Source organism: Succiniclasticum ruminis DSM 9236, from assembly GCF_900112895.1.
In the GTDB taxonomy this organism is placed as follows: Bacteria; Bacillota; Negativicutes; order Acidaminococcales; family Acidaminococcaceae; genus Succiniclasticum; species Succiniclasticum ruminis.
This window is the reverse complement of sequence record NZ_FONL01000011.1, coordinates 61,073-82,023: the sequence shown is the minus strand read 5'-3', so window position 1 is coordinate 82,023 and position 20,951 is coordinate 61,073. Positions and strand designations below refer to the sequence as shown.

Annotated in this window: 22 protein-coding genes and 1 tRNA gene; 3 read left to right on the top strand and 20 right to left on the bottom strand. The window is 51.3% G+C overall.

Features of this window, described 5'->3' with window-relative positions; all coding sequences use genetic code 11:
- The 4 genes from BM159_RS08480 to BM159_RS08465 all read right to left on the bottom strand — a co-directional run.
- Positions 1–98 (bottom strand): transposase (locus tag BM159_RS08480; protein WP_177205980.1); only part of this gene is annotated, 98 nt, incomplete at its 3' end.
- Between the two features lie 272 nt (positions 99–370).
- Positions 371–889 carry a threonine/serine exporter family protein gene (locus BM159_RS08475; RefSeq protein WP_177205979.1) on the bottom strand — a complete coding sequence of 173 codons (519 nt, stop codon included), beginning with the start codon at positions 887–889 and terminating at the stop codon, positions 371–373.
- Positions 886–1,725: a threonine/serine exporter family protein gene (locus BM159_RS08470; protein WP_093913812.1), complete on the bottom strand. Its 840-nt coding sequence runs from the start codon at positions 1,723–1,725 to the stop codon at positions 886–888. The genes BM159_RS08475 and BM159_RS08470 overlap by 4 nt, the downstream gene beginning before the upstream one ends.
- 35 nt (positions 1,726–1,760) lie before the next feature.
- The gene (locus tag BM159_RS08465) at positions 1,761–2,432 is read right to left on the bottom strand and encodes a uracil-DNA glycosylase (protein WP_245763688.1); all 672 of its coding nucleotides are present in this window, start codon (positions 2,430–2,432) and stop codon (positions 1,761–1,763) included.
- A 225-nt stretch (positions 2,433–2,657) separates the two neighbouring features.
- Here BM159_RS08465 and BM159_RS11840 point away from each other — a divergent pair, with 225 nt between their 5' ends.
- Positions 2,658–3,119, top strand: a complete 462-nt coding sequence (locus BM159_RS11840) for a hypothetical protein (RefSeq protein ID WP_143089416.1) — start codon at positions 2,658–2,660, stop codon at positions 3,117–3,119.
- A gap of 94 nt (positions 3,120–3,213) precedes the next feature.
- On the opposite strand, the gene BM159_RS08455 is transcribed toward BM159_RS11840, so the two are convergent.
- Positions 3,214–7,617, bottom strand: coding sequence for an acyl-CoA dehydratase activase-related protein (locus BM159_RS08455; RefSeq protein WP_093913809.1), 4,404 nt, complete (start codon positions 7,615–7,617; stop codon positions 3,214–3,216).
- Positions 7,618–8,108: 491 nt separating this feature from the next.
- Between BM159_RS08455 and BM159_RS08450 the strand changes: the two genes are divergently transcribed.
- A complete protein-coding gene (locus BM159_RS08450) occupies positions 8,109–8,567 on the top strand; it encodes an Hsp20/alpha crystallin family protein (protein WP_093913808.1) in 459 nt (152 codons plus the stop codon).
- A gap of 230 nt (positions 8,568–8,797) precedes the next feature.
- On the top strand, positions 8,798–10,009 hold the full coding sequence (locus BM159_RS08445; RefSeq protein ID WP_093913807.1) for an acyltransferase: 1,212 nt from the start codon (positions 8,798–8,800) through the stop codon (positions 10,007–10,009).
- Positions 10,010–10,090: 81 nt separating this feature from the next.
- Here the strand turns inward: BM159_RS08445 and rpmA are convergent, their stop codons facing one another.
- The 15 genes from rpmA to BM159_RS08370 all read right to left on the bottom strand — a co-directional run bounded on the left by rpmA (position 10,091) and on the right by BM159_RS08370 (position 20,948).
- Positions 10,091–10,387, bottom strand: coding sequence for a 50S ribosomal protein L27 (gene rpmA, locus BM159_RS08440; protein ID WP_093913806.1), 297 nt, complete (start codon positions 10,385–10,387; stop codon positions 10,091–10,093).
- A complete protein-coding gene (locus tag BM159_RS08435; RefSeq protein WP_093913805.1) occupies positions 10,380–10,718 on the bottom strand; it encodes a ribosomal-processing cysteine protease Prp in 339 nt (112 codons plus the stop codon). Before BM159_RS08435 ends, rpmA begins: the two co-directional genes overlap by 8 nt.
- Before the next feature lie 30 nt (positions 10,719–10,748).
- Complete coding sequence (rplU, locus tag BM159_RS08430) at positions 10,749–11,060, bottom strand: 50S ribosomal protein L21 (RefSeq protein ID WP_093913804.1); 312 nt, start codon at positions 11,058–11,060, stop codon at positions 10,749–10,751.
- Between the two features lie 267 nt (positions 11,061–11,327).
- Complete coding sequence (locus BM159_RS08425; RefSeq protein ID WP_093913803.1) at positions 11,328–12,284, bottom strand: serine O-acetyltransferase; 957 nt, start codon at positions 12,282–12,284, stop codon at positions 11,328–11,330.
- Between the two features lie 126 nt (positions 12,285–12,410).
- Positions 12,411–12,498: transfer RNA gene (locus tag BM159_RS08420), tRNA-Ser, on the bottom strand.
- Between the two features lie 115 nt (positions 12,499–12,613).
- Positions 12,614–13,246, bottom strand: coding sequence for a cyclodeaminase/cyclohydrolase family protein (locus BM159_RS08415; RefSeq protein WP_093913802.1), 633 nt, complete (start codon positions 13,244–13,246; stop codon positions 12,614–12,616).
- A 19-nt stretch (positions 13,247–13,265) separates the two neighbouring features.
- Complete coding sequence (locus tag BM159_RS08410) at positions 13,266–13,760, bottom strand: RuvC family protein (protein ID WP_245763687.1); 495 nt, start codon at positions 13,758–13,760, stop codon at positions 13,266–13,268.
- A gap of 9 nt (positions 13,761–13,769) precedes the next feature.
- A complete protein-coding gene (locus tag BM159_RS08405; RefSeq protein ID WP_093913801.1) occupies positions 13,770–14,972 on the bottom strand; it encodes a DUF3084 domain-containing protein in 1,203 nt (400 codons plus the stop codon).
- A gap of 125 nt (positions 14,973–15,097) precedes the next feature.
- Entirely contained in the window at positions 15,098–16,189 is a 1,092-nt protein-coding gene (locus BM159_RS08400) for an LptF/LptG family permease (RefSeq protein WP_093913800.1), read from the bottom strand.
- 10 nt (positions 16,190–16,199) lie between these two features.
- Positions 16,200–16,919, bottom strand: a complete 720-nt coding sequence (lptB, locus tag BM159_RS08395; protein ID WP_093913799.1) for an LPS export ABC transporter ATP-binding protein — start codon at positions 16,917–16,919, stop codon at positions 16,200–16,202.
- A complete protein-coding gene (locus BM159_RS08390) occupies positions 16,916–17,797 on the bottom strand; it encodes an LptA/OstA family protein (RefSeq protein ID WP_177205978.1) in 882 nt (293 codons plus the stop codon). The genes lptB and BM159_RS08390 overlap by 4 nt, the downstream gene beginning before the upstream one ends.
- Positions 17,784–18,350, bottom strand: coding sequence for an LPS export ABC transporter periplasmic protein LptC (lptC, locus tag BM159_RS08385; RefSeq protein ID WP_177205977.1), 567 nt, complete (start codon positions 18,348–18,350; stop codon positions 17,784–17,786). Before lptC ends, BM159_RS08390 begins: the two co-directional genes overlap by 14 nt.
- Positions 18,340–19,242, bottom strand: coding sequence for a lysophospholipid acyltransferase family protein (locus BM159_RS08380; protein WP_093913796.1), 903 nt, complete (start codon positions 19,240–19,242; stop codon positions 18,340–18,342). Before BM159_RS08380 ends, lptC begins: the two co-directional genes overlap by 11 nt.
- Positions 19,243–19,812 carry a KdsC family phosphatase gene (locus tag BM159_RS08375; protein ID WP_093913795.1) on the bottom strand — a complete coding sequence of 190 codons (570 nt, stop codon included), beginning with the start codon at positions 19,810–19,812 and terminating at the stop codon, positions 19,243–19,245.
- A gap of 161 nt (positions 19,813–19,973) precedes the next feature.
- Entirely contained in the window at positions 19,974–20,948 is a 975-nt protein-coding gene (locus BM159_RS08370; protein WP_093913794.1) for a KpsF/GutQ family sugar-phosphate isomerase, read from the bottom strand.
- Between the last annotated feature and the right edge of the window lie 3 nt (positions 20,949–20,951).

The following is a 20,951-nucleotide window of genomic DNA, read 5'->3' as shown; positions in this document are numbered from 1 at the left end:
AAACGCAATTGGTTATAAATGATTTTTCTTCTGTATTTTGGTGTAAATACAATGTGATATTTGCATACCCACTTGGTATGTGCTAAACTATTTGCCATAGGGCAACATCCTTTCTTGTTTTAGTGACGGCTTGAACACTATCATTATACAAGAAGGATGTTGCCCTTTTGCTTAAGCATTAATCCCACCTGCGTAGCAGGTGGTTTTTGAGCCAAATCCCCTTGAGGGATTCGGCTCCCAAGCTAAAGCCATAATAAAAACTCCGGTTTCTGCCGGAGTTTTTTTATACGCAAATGCCAGTGCCATCGGAAAAGATACGCAAACATATCACTGATTGCTTCTCTCTTTTTCGCAGCCTGCAATATTTATTTTACTCCTCTTCTTCCGGATCCGTCACATACAGATCCGGGGATACCGCCGTTCCCAACAGATCCTGCTGCCGTTGGCGGGCCATGTCGCTTCCCGTCTTCAGGGCCCGGAAGACGCCGGACACCATCATGATGCCCAGTGCGATGGCACAGGCATCCAGGGCTGCCCCCAGCAGCACCTCGCTGCCGTAGCTGACATAATCCTGCAAAATGTAGTTCATCCCTTTGTACATGCCCAGCCCGGGCACCAACGGAATAATCGCCGGAACCTCAAAGACCGTGGTCGGCTCTCTCCAGATACGGGCAAATATTTCACTGGCCAGAGCAATCGTCACCGTAGCCAGAAAGTTGGCGGAAAAGGAATGGACGGAGAATACTTCTTTCAGACCGATAAAGACCACCCAGCCCAGACCACCGATGAGACCGCTGCGCCACAGGATCCGCTTCGGTCCCTGGAACAAAACACCGAAGGCTACCGTAGCCAGAAAAGCAAACACAAAGGCCTGCAAATAGTGCATCATGGCAGACCTCCCCAGGTCCATACCTTCAATGCAAAAACCAGTCCGATGGCCACAGACATGGCAAACAGGGCTGCTTCCGCAATACGGCTGTTGCCGCTGAGCAAGTCCCCCGCCATGTAGTCCCGGACTCCGTTAGTAAAGGCCAGTCCCGGCAAAAAGGGCATCAGGGCACCTACCGTTATGTTTTCCATGGTACAGTAGGGATACAGCAGACAACAGGTCTGGGCCACAATGCCGATGGAAAACCCGGCCAGGAAATTTTCCCAGAACGGCGTGGGATGGAAATTATTCACCATCTTCAGCAACGTCATGGCAATGAAACCGGTCAGGAACGCCGCAATAAAATTATAGACGCTGGCAGAACCCAGCAGCATGGCAAAACAGGCGCTGCCCAGCCCCGCAGCCACGCAGATCACCGCATTGCCGTAGGGATGAGAGCGGGCCAGCCGGCTCTGCAGCCAGCGTTTGGCTCCCGCATAGTCCAACTTCCAGCGGCGGAAATTATAGGAAAACTGATTTACGTCCCGGATCAGTCCCAAATCTGTGGCGCGCCAGCGCACCCGGAAGACACGGCTCTTACCCCGGGGGCTCTCGTCCCCCAGTATGATGACTGTCGGCGTGCAAAATACATTCAGGTCGTAATAACCATAGCTGCGGCAGAAACGCATCATGGTATCTTCCACCCGGCTGGTTTCCGCCCCGCTTTTCAGCAGTATCTTCCCTAAATCCATAGCCAGGTCCATCACCTGGTTCTTGGTCATAGGGGCAAGGTCTGCAAGAGGAGAGAACGACGTTATATTTTGTTTTGTACCGCTTAACTTTTTTTCTTCCGGCATATATGCTCCTATGGCTCGCGGACCACATCAGGTCCTTATTTTCTTTCAAACAATTCCGCAATAGCCGCTTTAAATTTATTGGCGCCGCCCATGGACGGGTGCGGCACACAGCTGCAGGGAACACCGAATTTTTGCAGGGTGGTTGCAGACTTCTGTCCGATGGCCACAACTTTTGCGTGAGGCAGCAGTTCTAACAGTTGTTTCGCATACACGATTCCAACATTTAATTCATTACCTTCCGGGGTACGGTTGGTGAGCAGGCATTCCTCTTTGTGGGGATGGAAGGGAAAGATATTCCACAGCACCGCGTCAAAGGTTCCCAGATGGTGACGGTGGAGACACCCCCACATAACCGTAGCCGTGGGTTCGTTAAATCCCATGGTCTTTTGCGTTCCCTTCAGCAATGGCGAATCAGGATTACTGGTACGACGGTACTCCCACTCTCCCAGCACTTCTTCCGGACGGACTTCCGGATGGTATCCCAGCAGGATCCGCTCACTGGTCATAGCCATGCCGGAAAAACGGCCCCCCTGATAGCCCAGACCTTCCGCAATAAACAGATAGCGGGCCTGCAGACGAAGCTCCAGATACCGTTGCAGGTTATGATAGCGGATTTCCGGAGCTTCCGGGCTTATATCCAGCCCCGGTTCATATTCCCGCCAGGGATTGAATACCCGTGGCGCGCGGTATGTATGCAAATGTTTCATAAAGGTTATGATGTCCATGTCTTTCCCTGCCCGCACTAACAAAATAGTATGCTTTTTCTCAAATTATACATGGTTCATATAAAAATGCAAGATAAAAACTGACATGGGAAAGTCACAATTATACGTTATTATTAGTTAAATTATAGAAAAAACTCTTTTACAGGCCAGAAGTCACGTTTGACAAATACAACTATCTGAACGTACACCGTTCGAAAGGAGGACGCCATGAAAAAAACTCTTGCTGCCACCGCAGCGTTATTAGCAATTTGCTCTTTCGCTTTCGCTGCCCCGCCTCCCGGAACATTCAACAGCCAGCGGATACACGTGTCTCCTTCCCAAAGGATGAATACGCCCATACACAACCGGGTACGCATGACACCTGCCCATGGCCAGCTTGGACCCGTTGGGGGCCGTATGTCTTCCATGCCCAACGGCTATCACCACGACAGGCCATCGTCAGCCCATGTGTATGTCCGTCCCTCCCACGCAAGAGTTTACGTTCGGCCTTCCCTGCCGCTGCGCCACTACTACCGGCCGTTGCCGCCTCCGCTGCCGTTCCACCGCTACCGCTACGGTTACAGCTCTGTATGGTGGGGACATCCCATAGCTTATTACAGTTATCCCTATGGCGTTTATTATGGGCGTTACTACGCCCGTCCGGCTATACACATCGGTATACGGTTATAAGAACCGGCCTATCGTCAGAAAGAGCTGTTTTCTTAATAGAGTACTATGTTTTTCATTAAAAAAGCAGAACGCTGCCATGCGTTCTGCTTTTAATTTACCCTTCCATTATCATCCCTTCCGGGCATTTTTCCTTCGCCACGCTCAGCATCAGTTTCAGGCGGTTGAGCTGATTTACCTCGCTGGCCCCGGGATCGCAGTCCATGGCTACCAGATTAGCATCTTCATAGCTGCGGCGGATTTCCCGGAACACGCCTTTGCCCAGAATATGATTGGGCAGGCACGCCCAGGGCTGCAGGCAGACCACGTTCCGCACGCCCTCTTCCATCAGCTTGGTCATTTCGCCGGGCAACAGCCAGCCTTCCCCGGCCATATTTCCCAGGGACACGTGCTGCGCCGCCAGTTCCGCCACTTTGTAAATTGACACCGGGGCGGTAAAATGTTCCGATTTCTCAAGAGCCTTCCGCATGGGGCTCATGAAGAAATCCGCCACCTTGATGAACATCTGGGCCCCCACCTTGTTCAGCCAGCTGCCGTCCAGGATGTCGTGCCGCGTGATGCCGTCAAAAGCCATATACAACAGGAAGTTGGCCAGTTCCGGCATGACTACTTCCGCCCCTTCCCGGGCCAGCACTTCTTCCAGATGGTTGTTGGCCACCGGGTGGTATTCTACCAGAATCTCGCCAACCACACCCACTTTCGGTTTCCACAGGTTGGGCACCAGGGGGATGGCGTCAAAATCTTTCACCAGTTCCTGGATGGTCTGGCGGTATTTCAGGAAGTTGCCGTGGTCTAGTTCGTCTTTTACGATTTTCATCCATTTGGCAAAGAGTTTGTCTGTAGAACCGGGAACCAGCTCATAGGGCCGCATCCGGTTGGTAACGTTCTGCAGCAGGTCCCCGTAGACCACCGCTTTTGCCACGTCCTTGAAACCCGATGCATTCAGCCGGAAGGCATCCTGCTCCAGGCCCCAGCAGGCAAACACCGGCACCTGGGGATAGCCCGCGTTCCGCAGGGCCCTCCGCAGCAGGTTCATATAGTTGGTGGCCCGGCAGGCGCCACAGGTCTGGAACATCATGATGCTGGTGTGGTCCGGGTCGCACTGGCCGCTTTTAATGGCCTGCAACATCTGGCCGATGACCACAATAGCCGGGTAGCACATGTCATTCTGTACATACTGCAACCCCATGTTGATAGAATCCTCTTTGGGGGTTTCCGGGATAACTACCCGGTAGCCGTACCTGCCCAGCACATGGGTGATGAGTTCGAAATGGATGGGAGCCATCTGAGGCACCAGGATGGTGTGGGTCTCTTTGCAATCGTGAGTGAAATACGGCCGTTCCGGCATGACGATGGGCTGGTAGCCGGGCACATGCCGCCGGCTGAGTACTGCCAGCAGGGAACGCAGACGGATCCGCGCCGCCCCCAGATTGCTGACTTCGTCCAGTTTGATCATGGTGTAGAGACGCTGGTGCCCTTCCATGATCTCCCGCACCTGGTTGGTGGTAATCGCATCCAGACCGCAGCCAAAGGAGCTGAGCTGGATCAGGTTAATCTCGGGATGGGATGCCGCGAAGCTGGCCGCATGGTACAGCCTTGCGTGATAGCTCCACTGGTTCACGATGGACAGTTCGTCTTTGGGCGTGTCCATATGGTACACCGAATCTTCCGATACGATGGCCAGATTATAGGACTGGATCATCTCCGGAATGCCGTGGTTGATCTCCGGATCCAAATGGTACGGCCGGCCTACCAGCAGGATGACGGGCAGGTTCTTTTCCCTGGCTTCCTTAAGGATCTCCGCACCTTTTTGGCGTACGTCCTCCCGGTAGTGCTCCAGTTCTTTATAGCCCGCTTCCATGGCTTCTTTCAGTTCGCTCTGCTTAATGTTCTCGTCTTTGAAAGCTTCGGTAAGGCGAAGCAGCATCTTGCCGGGGTCGTTGATAGGCAGGAAGGGCTCCATGAACTTGATGTTCTCGTTCCGCAGCACGTCCATGTTGTTGCGGATATTTTCCGCATAGGATGCCACCACCGGGCAATTATAGTGGTTGCCGGTGTGGTTTACCTCGTCTTCCATGTTATAGGGCATGCAGGGGTAGAAGATTTTCTTTACGCCCTTTTCCACCAGATCCATGACGTGCCCGTGAACCAGCTTGGCCGGATAACACAGGGAATCGGACGGAATGGTGGACATGCCTTTGTAGTAAATCATGGGGGTGGATTTACCCGAAAGCACCACTTCATACCCTAATTTGTTGAAGAAAGTGGCCCAGAAAGGGAAATCCTCGTACATGTTCAATACCCGCGGGATACCGATACGTCCCCGGGGCGGGTTCGCCTTCTGATTACGCTGACTGTTTCTGGCAGCAGCGACGCCCTGGGCAACCGGGTCGATTACGTTAGGATAATTGAAAAGACGCTGATACTTGTATTCGTAAATGTTAGGCGCCTTGTTGGTATTTTTCGGCTTGCCCTCCCCCCGTTCGCAGCGGTTGCCGGTAAAGTAGCGGCCCCCGTCGGGGAATGTCTGCATGGTCACCAGGCAGTGGTTGCCGCAGCCGTTGCAGCGGTAAGATTTTGTGGTGACGGTGAAGTTTTCCAGGTCTTTGGCTTTGAGAAGCGTGGAACGGTGATCCGGTTCCGCTTCGTGCTGTTCCAGTGACAGGATGGCGGCGCCGTAAGCACCCATCAGACCGGCTATGTCCGGACGGATGACGTCCCTTTCCAACAGCTTTTCCATGTTGCGCAGCACAGCATTGTTATAGAAGGTGCCGCCCTGCACCACAATGTGGTCGCCCAGTTCCCGGGTGTCTTTTAACTGCATAACCTTGAACAGGGCGTTCTTGATTACGGAAAGGCCGATGCCTGCGGAAATATCCGCCAGGGGCGCCCCTTCCTTCTGGGCCTGCTTCACCCGTGAGTTCATGAATACAGTGCAGCGTGTCCCCAGGTCCACAGGGGTCTTGCTGTCCATGGCCCTGTCCGCGAATTTCGCGGCGGTCATGCCCAGGCCCTGGGCAAAGTTTTCGATAAAGGAGCCGCAGCCTGCGGAACAGGCTTCGTTCAGGGTGATCTTTCCGATATTCCCGTTATGGATCTGGAAACATTTCATGTCCTGTCCGCCGATATCCAGCACGCAGGTTACTTCCGGGCAGAATTCATAAGCGGCACGGTAGTGGGCAAAAGTCTCCACTTCTCCAGCGTCAGCATGGAGGGCCGCTTTTACGATTTTCTCCCCGTAGCCGGTGGTGAGGCAGCCGGCAATGTATGCCTTCTCCGGCATGGCTTTATAAAGGCCCGTCAGTTCCTTAATGACAATCTTCAGGGGAGAACCCTGGTTGCTGCCGTAATCCGTGTATAAAATTTCTTTGTCGCTGCCGATGGCCACGATTTTGGTAGTGGTGGAACCGGCATCGATGCCCACGTAAACGGGACCCGCATAAGCAGCCAGATCACCGCGTTTTACTTTATCTTTGTTGTGACGTTCTATGAAAGCGTCATATTCCGCCGCGCTGCGGAACAGGGCCAGCCGTTCGTCCCGGGTGATACCGTGACCGGCTTCCGCCTTGTCCAGATTGGCGGTCAGGTCTTTGAATCCCAGTTCTTTGGTCTCTTCGGAAAGGGCTGCGCCCACAGCCACAAAGTAAGCGCCGTCTTCCACGTTGACCACTTTTTCCGGGGCCATCTTCAACGTTTCGACGAAACGTTTCTTCAGTTCCGGAAGGAAATACAGGGGGCCGCCCAGGAAGGCCACGTTGCCTGTGATTTCCCGTCCCTGGGCAAGGTTGCCGATGGTCTGGTTCACCACCGCCTGGAAGATGGACTTGGCGATGTCTTCTTTGGAAGCGCCGTCGTTCATCAGCGCCTGGATGTCCGTTTTGGCAAATACGCCGCAGCGGGAGGCGATGGTATAGATGCGTTTCGCATTGGCCGCCAGGTCATTAAGACCTTTGGCATCCGTATTCAGAAGAGCCGCCATGTGGTCGATGAAGGCGCCGGTGCCTCCGGCGCACACGCCATTCATGCGTTCTTCCGGCGCGCTGCCGAAGTACATGATCTTGGCGTCTTCGCCTCCCAGTTCCACCATAGTATCGGTCTGGGGAATCAGTTTTTTCACTGCCGTTGCCGCCGCGATAACTTCCTGTACAAAGGGCAGCTGCAGCCGTTGGGCAATACCCATGCCGGCAGAACCGGTGAGGGCGAAACGGAAACGCATGTTGGAGAGCACGTCTTCATCAGTTCCGGCCGCCGCGCCGTTCAGCGAGACCAACACATTACGCAGTTCAGTAAGGTTGGTCACCAGTGCTGTGGGAATGTCGGAAAAGTGGCGGGCATATTTCTTGTAGACAAGTTTTTCATTGGAGTCCAGCACGACTACTTTAATGGTCGTAGATCCGATATCAATGCCCACTTTGCAGGACGCAGAACTTTCAACCGGCACAGCGCCGCTTTGCAGCCTGGCTGTATCGATCGTGGCCTGCGATTTGAAATTGTCAGTCATAGAGCACCTCAATATATATAATAAAGACAGCCCGTAACCTGATGAAAGTTACGTTGCCCAATTCCGAAAATATAACAGCGCCTGCCAGATGAGAGCTTCTTCTGCAATCTTCAGAATGCGTATAAACAGGAGTTCCGCCTAATGAGAGTTTCCCCCCTTCAATGGCGAACAGACCGGCAAATGGAACCAATACTGTTCAACATTATATTATATACTATTTTTGTACAAAATCCATACTCTTTTCACATGAATCGTAATTATTTTCATGTTTTAGGGTGTGCCCCGGTAATCAAATTACAGAGGGAAGATAAATTTAAAAAAATTTAGCACTCAACTCTTGACAGTGCTAACAAGTAGTGCTATAGTATGCTTAGAGGCAAAAGTCAAAAGGTCAATGCCTGTTGAGTTGCTTCCAAACTTTATCAAAATTTTAATTATTATATCGTGGCTGCGGCGCGAAGCCGTTTCCACAACGAATGGAGGAATGACTTATGATGTTACCGAGCATTTTTGGAGAAAACTTATTTGATGACTGGATGAATGACAGCGGCCTGATGAATCCCGCCTTCTTTGGCAAGAGCCAATCCCCGCTGTATGGCAAGCATGCTGCCAACATTATGAAAACGGACATCCGTGAAAACAAAGACAGCTATGATGTGATCGTAGACCTGCCGGGCTTCAAGAAAGAAGGCATCCAGGTCCAGCTGGAGGACGGTTACATGACCATCACCGCCGCCAAGTCCCTGGACAAGGATGAAAAAGATGAGGCCGGCAAGTATATCCGCCAGGAACGGTACAGCGGCACCTGCTCCCGCAGCTTCTACGTAGGTCCGGCCATCACGGTGGAAGATATCAAGGCGAAGTTCGAGGACGGCACCCTGCGGCTGAACATCCCCAAGAAAGATCCGAAGGCTGTGGAGGGCAAGAAGTACATCGCGATTGAAGGATAACGGACCCAAAGCTTTTGTAAATCTTCCTTAAAACATGTAATCCGGCTGTGCCATATTCGCAGCCGGATTTTTTTGTATTGCTTTACAAAGTCTGATATAATAGTAGTCGTTGATTTTCAAGAATGTATTTTCAATTACGTATCTTCAATTACGCGAATTATGCGTGATAGCTATTGTATGTCATAAGCTATTGACATTAATCAAGTAATTTTTGATTATCGAGGATCTTTATGTCAAACCGCAACATCGTAGTAGACCGTCTGCGGGCTCTGGCCATGCTGGGAGTTATCGGCATCCATATCGGACCTTTTGTGTTTGCTTCCTCTACGCCGCGCCTGGACCTTTTTCTCCTGTTCCAGGTCTTTACCCGTTTTGCTGTCCCCGGTTTCTTTTTCATTTCGGGGTTCGGGCTGTTCTGTAATGACGCGCTGCACAAGCCCTTCCATTACTTCAGCTTCATTAAAAAACATCTGGTCACGGTAGGCCTTCCCTACTTTATTTGGTCGTTCTTTTACATCGCCATGTGGCAGTGGGAGGATATGTACCGTCCGGACCGGAGCTTTTCCATTTCCGTACTCATCGTAAAATTTTTGTTGGGCGAAGGCTGTTACCACATTTATTTTATGGTGATTTTGCTGTATTTTTATTTTTCCATGCCGTTCTGGCGCTGGCTGGTGGCCCGGATCAGCGAAAAATCTGTTTCCGGCATTGCGCTCAGCCTTGGTGTGCTGGCAGGGTTACAAGTTGCCCTCTATAACTGGAGTGCCACTTACTGGAACTATCCCCTCTGGACCCAGGGTCACGCCATGATCACCCGTCTCTTAAACGAGCGCATAAACTATCTGCCCCTGTTTTACGGGTTCATTTTTGTGCTGGGCGGTATCTGCGCCATCCATGAAAAAAAGATCCGCAACTGGCTGCAGTGCCATTTCACTTCCAGTCTGGGCATTTTTCTTCTTTCCTGTGCGGTGTTGGTGTGGAAGTTCAGGGAATATGCACTGGCAGGCATCCCGCTGGAAGATATCCCCGCCAAATACATGACCCAGCTTACCCCGGAAGGCCTGCTCTACACCGTGTGCTGGCTGTTGTTTTTCAGCGCCGCCCTGGAAAAACTGGGGGATGATACCGCGGACAGTGAAGCATGCTGTACTGATGCAACAGAAACAACGGAAAGCAATCCGGAAGCCAAGCGTTCTTTACCCAGTGCGGCATTAGATGTCCTTTCTAAATACTCCATGATCATCTACCTGATCCATCCCCTGTTCCTGTATTACTGGCTCCAGTGGTTCGAGGTGCTGGGTTTTTCCATTGCGCAGGTACCGGTGCTGGTGCTTTACATTTTAGTTTTACTGGCTTCGCTGTTGGCAGGAATGCTGATTCACAAACTGGCAAGAAATTACCGGCTCGTGGGACTGGCACTGCTTGGAAGACAACCGAAATAAGCAACAAAACCGCCCCGGCATACCGCCAATACAAATCAAAAACCCCGCTCCATCACGGAACGGGGTTTTCTTATTTCGCTATTACGCTTCTTTAGCTTCTTCCAGGGGCTCTACGCTGATAATACGTTCGGTGCGGCCACGACGACCGAAACGAACCGTACCGGCGATCTTGGCATAGATGGTGTAGTCACGACCGATGCCAACGTTTTTGCCCGTATGGAACCTGGTACCATGCTGGCGCACGATGATGCTGCCGGCGGTTACTACCTGGCCGTCGTGTGCTTTGGTGCCCAGACGCTGGGCATTGGAGTCACGACCGTTGTGGGAAGAACCGGTACCTTTTTTATGTGCATGTAACTGCAGAATAAGTTTAAACATTCATTTCACCTCCATGTTCGCGAATTCGAACATCTTGCGGACACTGCTCAGCCAGCTGATACAGTACGGTTTCCATACTGCCCAGCAGCGTCTGAGTTTTTATGTCAGGCGTACGCTGCAGCGTTACCTGCAACACGCCTTTATCCTGATCCACCTGATAGTCCACGGGATACTTCAGTTGTTGTTCCAAACCTACAAGAGCCATCTGCGTCGCCGCGGAGACCCAGGCACATATGACGCTTTCCCCGGCCGGGGCATCACCCGCGTGGCCCTGGGACCGGAAACCTGTGATTTCTCCTTTATGGTTCCTGTATAAATCGATGGTAATCATCTTCGTTAAGCCGGGAATCTTCCCTGCTGCTTAGCCCTGGATACCGCTGATTTTAACAGCAGTGTACGGCTGACGATGGCCTGCGCGTTTGCGATAGTTGACTTTGGCTCTGTATTTGAAAACCAGAATCTTTTCGCCTTTGCCATGATCTTCTACGGTAGCGGTAACTTTCGCGCCGTCGATGAACGGTTTGCCTACAGTTACTTCGCCATCGTTGACGATAGCCAGAACTTCATCAAATACGACTTCAGCACCTTTTTCAGCGTCCAGCTTTTCTACGTTCAGAACGTCGCCTTCTGCTACTTTGTACTGCTTGCCGCCGGTTTTGATAATTGCGTACATGCATTGCACCTCCCTCTTCATGGACTCGCCAATTACGGTACGCCACACTTTTTACTGCGATACTGCGTGTCTGCTGCGCTGCGTTTTGCCGCGCGGCTGTGCGTTTCACATCGCGCCGTGGCGGTTTACGGAACCTTCTTGCGCGGTTGGGGCCGGACAGAATCGTCCAGACTGAAATATAGTATCACAAAGATACCGCAATGTCAACTTGTAATTAATTTTTTCATATAGAGCAGGTTTTTCCTGCAGCTTTCCGGCAGCAAAGCGTTAAATCGTATAAAACCAGGTCGCGCTCTGGTCCAGATCCTTGGCTTCAGCATCCGGCCTGCCTTTGCTGCTGATGTGGAGTTCCTGGCTCTTGATGCTCACATTGGATCCCGGGGGCACGGACATGGTGATAAAGGTGTTGCCACCGATGACGGAGTCGTGACCGATAACGGTTTCACCGCCCAAGATCGAAGCACCGGAATAAATAGTAACATTGTCTTCAATAGTGGGATGACGTTTTTTGCTGCGCAGATTCTGCCCGCCCCGGGTGGACAGTGCGCCGATGGTGACGCCCTGGTAGACTTTCACGTTGTCGCCGATGACGGTGGTTTCACCTACTACAATGCCGGTGCCATGGTCGATAAAAAAGAAACGGCCGATGGTGGCGCCGGGATGGATGTCGATACCGGTTTTTCCATGGGCATACTCTGACATGATGCGGGGCAGCATGGGTACTCCTAAATCGTAGAATTCGTGCGCCAGCCGGAATACCATGATGGCGTACATGCCGGGATAGCAGAAAATAATTTCATCCTTATTAAAAGCGGCAGGATCCCCGTCGAATTCCGCCTGCACGGAAGTCTCCACCAGATCACGGATTTTTGGTATGCGGGACAGAAACTCCATGGCGATTTCCTGGGCCCGCTCCATGCCGGTGCGGTAATCGGCGTTGCTGTATTCCGGCAGATAACGCAGGTACATGGAAATCTGCTTGGTCAGGTTGAAGAGCACGTCTTCTATCAGGGTCTGCAGATTATTCTCCGCCGTATAAAAATGATAATTCTTGTTGCGGTAATACCCGGGAAACAAAATCTTCTGCAGTTTGTCCAGAATGTCGACCACAACATCCATGTCCGGGCTGGTGAACGCGTTCATCTTGTCGATGGTACGGCCCTGACCGTAGTCTTTCAGTATATCCGCTGTCAGTTTTTTTATCTTCGGTTCAATGTTTTTCATGGAAGCCTCCCGAAAAGCCCTAATCTTTTATAATGATTGATTAATATTATATTTTATTATTATATCAGAGAAGAACTGACAAAAGCAAGAAAGCCCCAGTCACAGACCGGGGCAGGTTGATCCATATGGCGGAGAGGGTGGGATTCGAACCCACGGAGGCTCGCACCTCGCTGGTTTTCAAGACCAGAGCCTTAAACCACTCGACCACCTCTCCGTGATGTATAGCAAAAATTATAATAAAAATTTAAAAATCTGTCAACTGCCGGGACGGTAATGTTTTCATAGCGCTACGCTTATTCAAATGTTTTCGTCCCGGCGTTCAAAGTTCATCATAACCTTTTGTCTACTTCTTCCAGCACCTTTGCCTGCAGTCTCTCCCCTTCTGACAAATGACGTTCCAGCAGCTGTTCCGTTTCTGCTGCCACAGCTTTATCTTTTACGCCTCCCAAATTGATGCGCACGTTATAAGCTGCCACCTGCTGGCAGGCACGGGCCAGAAGAACCGAAGCCGAACCGTCCGTTATCATCATCCGGTTTCCTTCTGTCACGGTAGTATATGCCAGTTTCATAATCCGGACACAGGCGTCTGTCACTTTTAACGAGGCAGCGACTGCAGTCTTGCTGGCCTCTTCAATAGCCTGTCCCCGGGCTTCCGCTTCTTCCGTTGTTGTATCCGGTAATTTATAGGCCTGAAGTACCAGAGAATACATATCCGCGTCTTCCTGCGCCATGTCCAGCATTTCTGCCTGAAGGGTCCCGGTTTCCGTGATAATCTCCTGCATCCTGTCTTCCACAGCGGCATACTTTTTCTTACCCACGGTCATATGGGCCGACATACCCGCCAGTGCCGCAGCCATAGCCCCGCAGACAGCAGCGGCACTGCCGCCGCCCGGCATGGGTTTTGTAGAGTTGAGATCCTGTACAAACGATTCTATCTGTTGTTTCGCAAATAAGGTGTCCATTCTGTCTTCCCTTCTGCACTTACAGCCCGGCGCCCTTTCTTTTAAGGCTTAATTCTGTTCCTTCCTGTTCCATAAAACGGTGTACCTGCACCACCGCGGCGTAACCGTCCAAAGGTTCCGGCGGTGTCTGAAGCCCCAGAGGAATCAGGCGACGCAGTCCATGGGGAGGATACAGTTTCCAATACAGGGCTTTTGCTTCTTCCGTAGAGTATTTTTCGTCTACAACAAAAACCGGGTAACCCGGCAGCGCTTTTTCTATCCATTGCTTATGCTCTTCACTGCCGGTACCGTTTCCCAGCACAACGGCCTTTAGTATTTTCCGCAGACCCCAGGTGTTTCTCACCTGCAGCGTGTCATATAAAAACTGCAACAGGGTATCGGAAAAATTACGGGTACGCATCACCTGCACTGCAAGGATGCGTCCCGTTTCTTCTACCAACGCCACGCCGGTCTTATCCCGGCCCGGGTCGATGCCCAGATAAAATTGCAACGTCGTTTCCGCCTTTTTTGCCATAAGGCTGTCTCATTCTTCCTTCCCGGAAACCTTTTCCAGTTTCAGCCGCAGTTCCACAGGTCCGGCAGTGGTGATATTTCCGTCAGCAAAGGCTGTAAGGCGTATCCTGCCACCCATCCGTTGCATTTTGGTCACGGTGTCTACCATGGTGACCGCGTTCATGTTGCCTACCTTGCCCGTCATGGGATCCGGCATGATGCCTGCTTTGACGGATATCTGGTTGATTTCCTGCAGGAACAGCATGAAGGCCTGGTCTGGAGGTGTTTTTACATCGTTCATATCTATGACTTTCTGGTGGATTTTTGTCCCGTTTTTATAAATCAGTTTGTTGGGAATAACTTCCAGGCCGCAGAGGACAGGCTGTCCCACCACTGTATTAGCCAGAGAACGGACCCTCACCAGTACATTGTTGCCTTTTGCTTTCCCTAACAGTTTCAGCAGCCGGTCGTATTCCTCCCGCTGGGTCCAGACAATTTCCGCCCTGGAAGAAGGAGCCAGACCGATCCGGTTCATAGCTGACGTATTGGCGCCCTCCATCAGCCAGCTCATCTGATTGCGGTTTTCCTCTTCGGTACCGGTATGAATAATACCTGCGAACACCACTTCCCCGCTTCGGTACATCATCTGTCCGCCCCGCATGTAAGCAAGCCCCTGCTGCAGCGCATCCGTTTCCTTCTGCAGGCCTTTTATTTCTTCATTCAGCCTGTCCCTGGCTTCAGTGAGAGACTGCACTTCATTCTTAGCATTGACCAGTGCGCCCTGCGTAGCCTTATACTGCCCCCGTACTTCGTCCAGGCTGTTATTGGCAGCAAGCAGGTTCTTTTCCGCCGCGCTTTTCGCTGCGTCGGTCTCCTTTATTTTTACGTCCAGATCCGCAATGGCTGCATTTTTTTCCTTCAAGGCCGCCATCGCTTTGTTATATTCATCTTCTGCAGTGCTTTTTTCCGCAGTAAGCCGGAACAGTTCTTTCTGCAGTTTTTCCATACCGAATAACGCGGTACGGGCGCTTTCAGAAGATATTGCCAGAATGCCCACGGAAAACAGGGAAATCAGTATACCTGACAGCACGGTAAGCAGCACAGAAGTATCATGAGGGCGCAGACCGAATACGCTCAGTTTCTTTTTTCCGATTTTACTTCCCAGCTTATCGGCAATATAGGCAATGATACCGCCCATCACCGCCAGCAAAAACATCAGCCGTATACCAAACATGGACTTATTCCCTTCCTTTAAATAATCTTTAACAAACTCTCTTCACGCAGACATTCTTTGCCTAAAGAAAGGAGACCGGTTTTTAAACAATAGAAAAATTAATTCTGACTTTTGTGTATCCTGTATCAATAGTCCGCTCTCTTCAGCAACAGGATGCCAGCGATAAAGCAGACGATATTAGGCAGCATGGCCGCCAGCAGCGGAGGAATGACCCCTCCTTTTCCCAGACCGGTGGCAAAGGCCATAATCCCGTAATACATAAAAATGACGATTACGCTGATACCCATGCCGATCGAAGAACCGCTGCGCTGCCGCTGGGTTCCCAAGGGCGCTCCCAGCAATGCGAACACAAAGCTGGCGAGAGGGATGGCAAAGCGCATATAAATCTCCGTCCACAAATCAGAGGTGGGCAGATGCTGCCGTTCCAGAACCTTGACATAGCCCCGCAGTTCTCCCAATGTCATCTCGTTTATGCTCTTCTGCTCCCAGTTGATTTCCCTGGGTGTAATATTCAGCGGGATCACCTGTTTGCTGAAACCCGCCTTGCTGCTAACGCCATCCTTGTCATTCATGGTAAAAACGGTTCCATCCTCCAAAACCCAGGAGTCGTCTTTCCAGACAGCCTTTTTCGCAGTTTGCACACGGACCAGCTTTTCTTTTTGGAATTCTTCAATGGTAACTTTACTCATGACACCCGTACTTTCGTCAAAAGACCGGGCATACGTGATGCGCTGCGTGTTCCCGCTGAGGGTCTTGATAACCACGTGATCCTGCGTTTTGGGTTTTATATTGCCGCGGATTTCCACGGCCAGGATCTGTTTCGCTTCATGCTTGGAAGGCGGCACCACTTTTTCCGCCCAGATAACGGAGAAAATACTGACTACCAGCCCGACCACGATGACCGGCGCCACGATCCGGTAATAACTGACACCGCCGGATTTCATAGCCACAATCTCGCTGTTGCCGGACAGTTTTCCGAAAGCCATCAGCGTTGCCAGCAACACCGCCATGGGAAACGTATAATTGACAATTTCCGGAAGACTGTAAAGAAACAGCCGGGCCACCGTAGAAATCGGTGCCCCATACGTGGTGATATACTGTACGATTTTAAACAACAGACTGCTGGCAATAAAGATACTGGAAAAAGATGCTACACCAAAGATAAAAGGATATAGCAATTCTTTCAGTACATATTTATCCAATAATCGTAAATGCATTGCTATCCCCCTACATCTTAAAGTTCTCGCCCAGATAATATTTTCTTGCCACCGGATCGTTGGCAATGCTTTCACTGTCCCCATGGAGCAGCACCTCGCCGCTTGCCAGGATATAGGCTTTGTCTACAATACTGAGTGTTTCCCGTACATTATGATCGGTAATCAATATCCCGATGCCCCGCTTTGCCAGATGGGCAATCATGCTCTGGATGTCTGCCACTGCGATGGGATCAATCCCCGCAAATGGTTCGTCCAACAGTATAAAAGCCGGATCCGTGGCAAGGGAACGGGCAATCTCCACACGCCTCCGTTCACCGCCGGAGAGCGCGGTTCCCACGCTGTTCCTTACATGACCGATATCGAACTCGTCCAGAAGGTCCTCCATTTTTTCAAGTTGCTTTTCATGGGATAAAGAGGTTGTCTCCAGGATTGACAGGAGATTTTCTTCCACAGTCATTTTCCGGAAGATAGATGCTTCCTGCGGAAGATAGCCGATACCCAGCCGGGCCCGCTGATACATGGAAAGCTGGCTGATATCTTTCCCGTCCAGGGTTACTGTACCGGAGTCAGGTTTGGCAATTCCTACCACCATATAAAAAGTTGTTGTCTTGCCGGCCCCGTTGGGACCCAGCAGTCCGACAATGGTCCCCTGCTCAACCTGCAGGCTTACATTGTTCACCACTTTCCGCTGTCCGTAAATCTTTACCAGATTCTTCGTCTCAATAATCAAGCTTTTGTATCCTCCGTAACAAAATCAGTTCCCGATACCTGATCCAGCATATTGGGTTCCGGATTAAAACTGGTCTGGCCGTTTGCCATCAGGACAGCTCCTTCCCCAAAAGCAGGATTATTTATTTCTTCACTGCCTTCTTTCGGAACAAACACAATCCGGACATTTCCCTGCGCATGGGTTTTACTGTCCCGTTCTGAAACATTGGTAATACGGAGTTTATCTCCGGTTACGGTGTTCCCGTCCTGTGTTGCCTTGGCATTACCAATCAGTTCTATATAGCCGGTTTCCCTGGAATTGTAAATAGCCCTGTCACCGGAGCCTGTCATCTTCTGCGGCTTGTTTTCCAGGGTAACGCCGCCGGTTGCGTCAGCCACGCCGGTTTTCATGTCATATACAATCTTTCCGGCAGAGAGCCAGCTCCCGTCAGTATCGGAAAGGCGGGCCGTCCCTCCCAGCGTTTCCGCAAATTGTGTATCATCGTGATAATCCACGCGGGGAGCTTCCAGCCTTCTGGCGCCTTTTATTATCACCGCATCGCCTACTGCAGAAACATATTTATCTGTATAAATAAACAGTTCCTGGCTGCTGAGGTGCTCGTCACCTCTATCGGCTACCACGCCCCCATACAAATGGCCTGTTCGGTTTTTGCTGTTAAACGTAGCTCCCTTTTGTCCCACAGCGGTGCCACCGTCATGTTTAATTGTCGTTTTACCGGTAGTGGTACCGTCCCCGCTTTTCATATCGTATTCTATTTCAGCAGCATCTACGCTGTACTTTGCATCTTTGGCAGGCGCCGCGAAAACCGCAATACACTGCAGCATCATTACTGTCATGCAGCCTATCAGGACTGTCAGCAATATTTTATTTTTCTTCATATTTACCGCCTCTTTCCACATGCGCTTTGTCTTTCAGTTTAAAATGCTCAAATTTACTGGACGTAATGATTTTTTCAGCCATTGCCAGCATGTCGTCTTTAATGACTTTGACTGCGCCGGTAGCTGTTAAAATATCCTGTTTCTGTTTCCATTCAACTTTATTAGCTTTCAAAAAGCCACCCTGTTTTAACCGCGCGGTAACGCCATTGCTCAGCATAAATTCATTGCTTTTGGTTTTAATTTCGCCAGCCTTGGCCGTTACGTACATTTCGTCCCCGTTACTGAGATAAACAGTACCTTCCAGTTGTTTCGCCCTGACCAGGTTGTCGTTCAGCTGTATCGCCTCGCCCACCTTCAACTCCCAGAGACGTTTCCCGTCTGCATCCCGGTGCAGCACGGTATTATACACAGTTGCTTTCGTTGTATTTGTTTCCGCCTTTTTTGTCTTGTCTGTCGGTTCCGGAACCGTGCTGCCCCAAAACAGCCAGGCAAACACCAGGAATAAAGCTCCCAGACCGGCGGCAACGGCCAGTACCGTGTTCTTATTTTTCACTGCCATCCTGCTCCTTTGCCTTCACTTCTTCATACGGTGTGTTCCAGCGGTGCTGAAACCACAGCCAGTTGTCCGGATACGCTTTGATGATCCGTTCCACGGATTGTGTCATCTTCAGGGTCAGATTATAGTCATCCGTCTTCCTGTCACCGGTATCTTCATAGTAAAAAGGTTCTTCTACAATTACCTGATGTCCGTACCCGTCCGGTTTACGCACGATGTAAATCGGAATACAGGGTGCCTTGAACTTACGGGCAAAGTAAGCCGGCCCGGTCGGTGTTGACGCCATCTTCCCCAGAAACGGGACGAAGACGCCGTCATAACCGCCGTCCTGGTCCGCGATAAGCCCCAGCATGCGTCCTTTTTTCATGGCACGGGCACAGCCAAGGATCTCACTGCTGCCCCGGGCAAATATTTCCTGCCCCACACTTCTTCGCAGCTCATTCATAAAATCGGAATACACTCTGTTAGGCTGCGGTTTTTCCACGGCGCTAAGAGGGAATCCATTGAGTGCCAGCGCGGCCCCCAGCCATTCCCAGTTATCTATATGGCAGGCCAGCATGACCACGCCTTTTTTCTGTTGCAGGGCCTCCCATAAGATTTCAGGATGGTCAAAGGTGACCAATCCCCGGATGTTATCTTTGTTCAGCGCAGGCATGTACAGCATTTCCATAACGGAAATGCCCAAATTGACAAATAACCGTTTGATCGTTCTGTTTGCTTCAAATTTCGAATAACCCAGACATTCCCGGATGGTTTCTTCCGCACGAATCCGTTGTTTTTTAGCAATGTGCCAATACAGGTGCCCCAGACCGGTGCCAATCTTCACCAGCAGTTTGTAGGGTGTATGAGAGGCAACCCAGCTCAGCGTTTTCAGCAACGCATATAACATTTATTGTCGATCCCCTTTTCCTTCTTCTGTGTATTCTTCCACAATGGCATCCCATATGCCCCCGGCTTTCAGGATCAGTTCCAGCAAATCCCGCACGGCCCCCTGGCCGCCGTTATGAGGCGCTATATAAGAAACACGCCATCTGACGTCTTCTGCCGCATCTGCCGGCGCTGCCGACAGACCGGCGGCAAGAAGAGCCGGCAAATCATTAAGGTCGTCTCCCATAAAGGCAACTTCTTCCAACGATAAATTATATTTATCCGCCAATGTCTGAAGCGCCTTCTTTTTCGCAGAAATCCCTCTCATTACATCTTCCGCAATGCCCAGTTCTTCCGCGCGCCGCTGCACGATGGGTCCTTTGCGCCCGGTAATGACGGCTACACGCAAACCGTGCCGTCTGGCGGTGGTAATGCCCAGTCCGTCTTTGGCGTTGAACCGTTTGAACAGTTCCCCCTCGCCGCCGATATTGATGCTTCCGTCAGTGAGGGTGCCGTCCATATCCAGGGCAACGAGTTTTATTTTTTTAGCTTTTTGCTGCAACTCTTCCAGAGATAGTTTCCGTGATGCCATGTGCAAACTCCGAAAAGTAATATACTGTATAATTCTTTGGACGTCGGCGGATAACCCGGAAGGCTCCCGGTCGCGAATCTTTTAGGCGGCGGAGGTTTACCAGAAGCCGCCATAGAATTCGCGTGGGAGGCGGGTTGTCCGCCAGCGCATCACTGAGTCGGTTATACTACACCCTGACGAACCAGATCTGTCATGTGCAACAGCCCGATTACGTGGCACTCCTCATCAACGACGGGCAATACCGTAATGGGTTTCGGTCTGTGGCTTTCCATAATATGCAAAGCCTGTGCCGCCAGTTTTTCCTGTGAAATAAATTTGGGATTCTTTGTCATCAGCTCCGTAACAGGCCGCTTCAGGAAATCCACACCTTTGGACAGACCCCTGCGGATGTCGCCGTCGGTGAGAAGGCCTATCATGATACCATTTTGATCCACTACGGAAACAGCGCCCAGCCCCTTGTCGGTAATAATAAACAAGGCTTCCGTTACGGTAGCACTCCCTTTCACTACCGGGTTTTCACTGCCTCCGTGCATGATATCCCCTACCGTCAGCAGAAGCTTCCGGCCCAGGCTGCCGCCGGGGTGGAATACGGCAAACTGATTCGAGGTAAAATGATGTTTTCCCATGAGTGCCATGGCCAGCGCGTCACCGAAAGCCAGAGCTGCGGTAGTGCTGGAAGTGGGAGCCAGTCCCAGGGGGCAGGCTTCTTTTTTCACGCCCACATTCAGGACTACGTCCGCATTTTTCGCCAGAGTGGAATCGGTATTGCCTACCATGGCGATGAGCTTCGCCCCAATCCGCCGGATGGATGGCAGTATGTTCAGCACCTCCCCGGTCTCGCCGCTGTTAGACATGGCTATAATCACGTCATCCGCCGTTACCATGCCCAGGTCCCCGTGGATCCCTTCCGCCGGGTGCAGATAAAAGGAGGGGGTACCGGTGCTGGCCAAGGTAGCGGAAATCTTATGGGCGATGATACCGGATTTTCCCATGCCGGTCATGATGACGCGACCTTCACAGGCCAGGATCATATCCACCGCAGCGTCAAAATGCTCGTCAACACGGGGAATCAGATCCAGAATGGCTTCTGCTTCCATTTGCAGCACTTTCTGGGCATCCGTCTCCAGTTCGTTCATGGT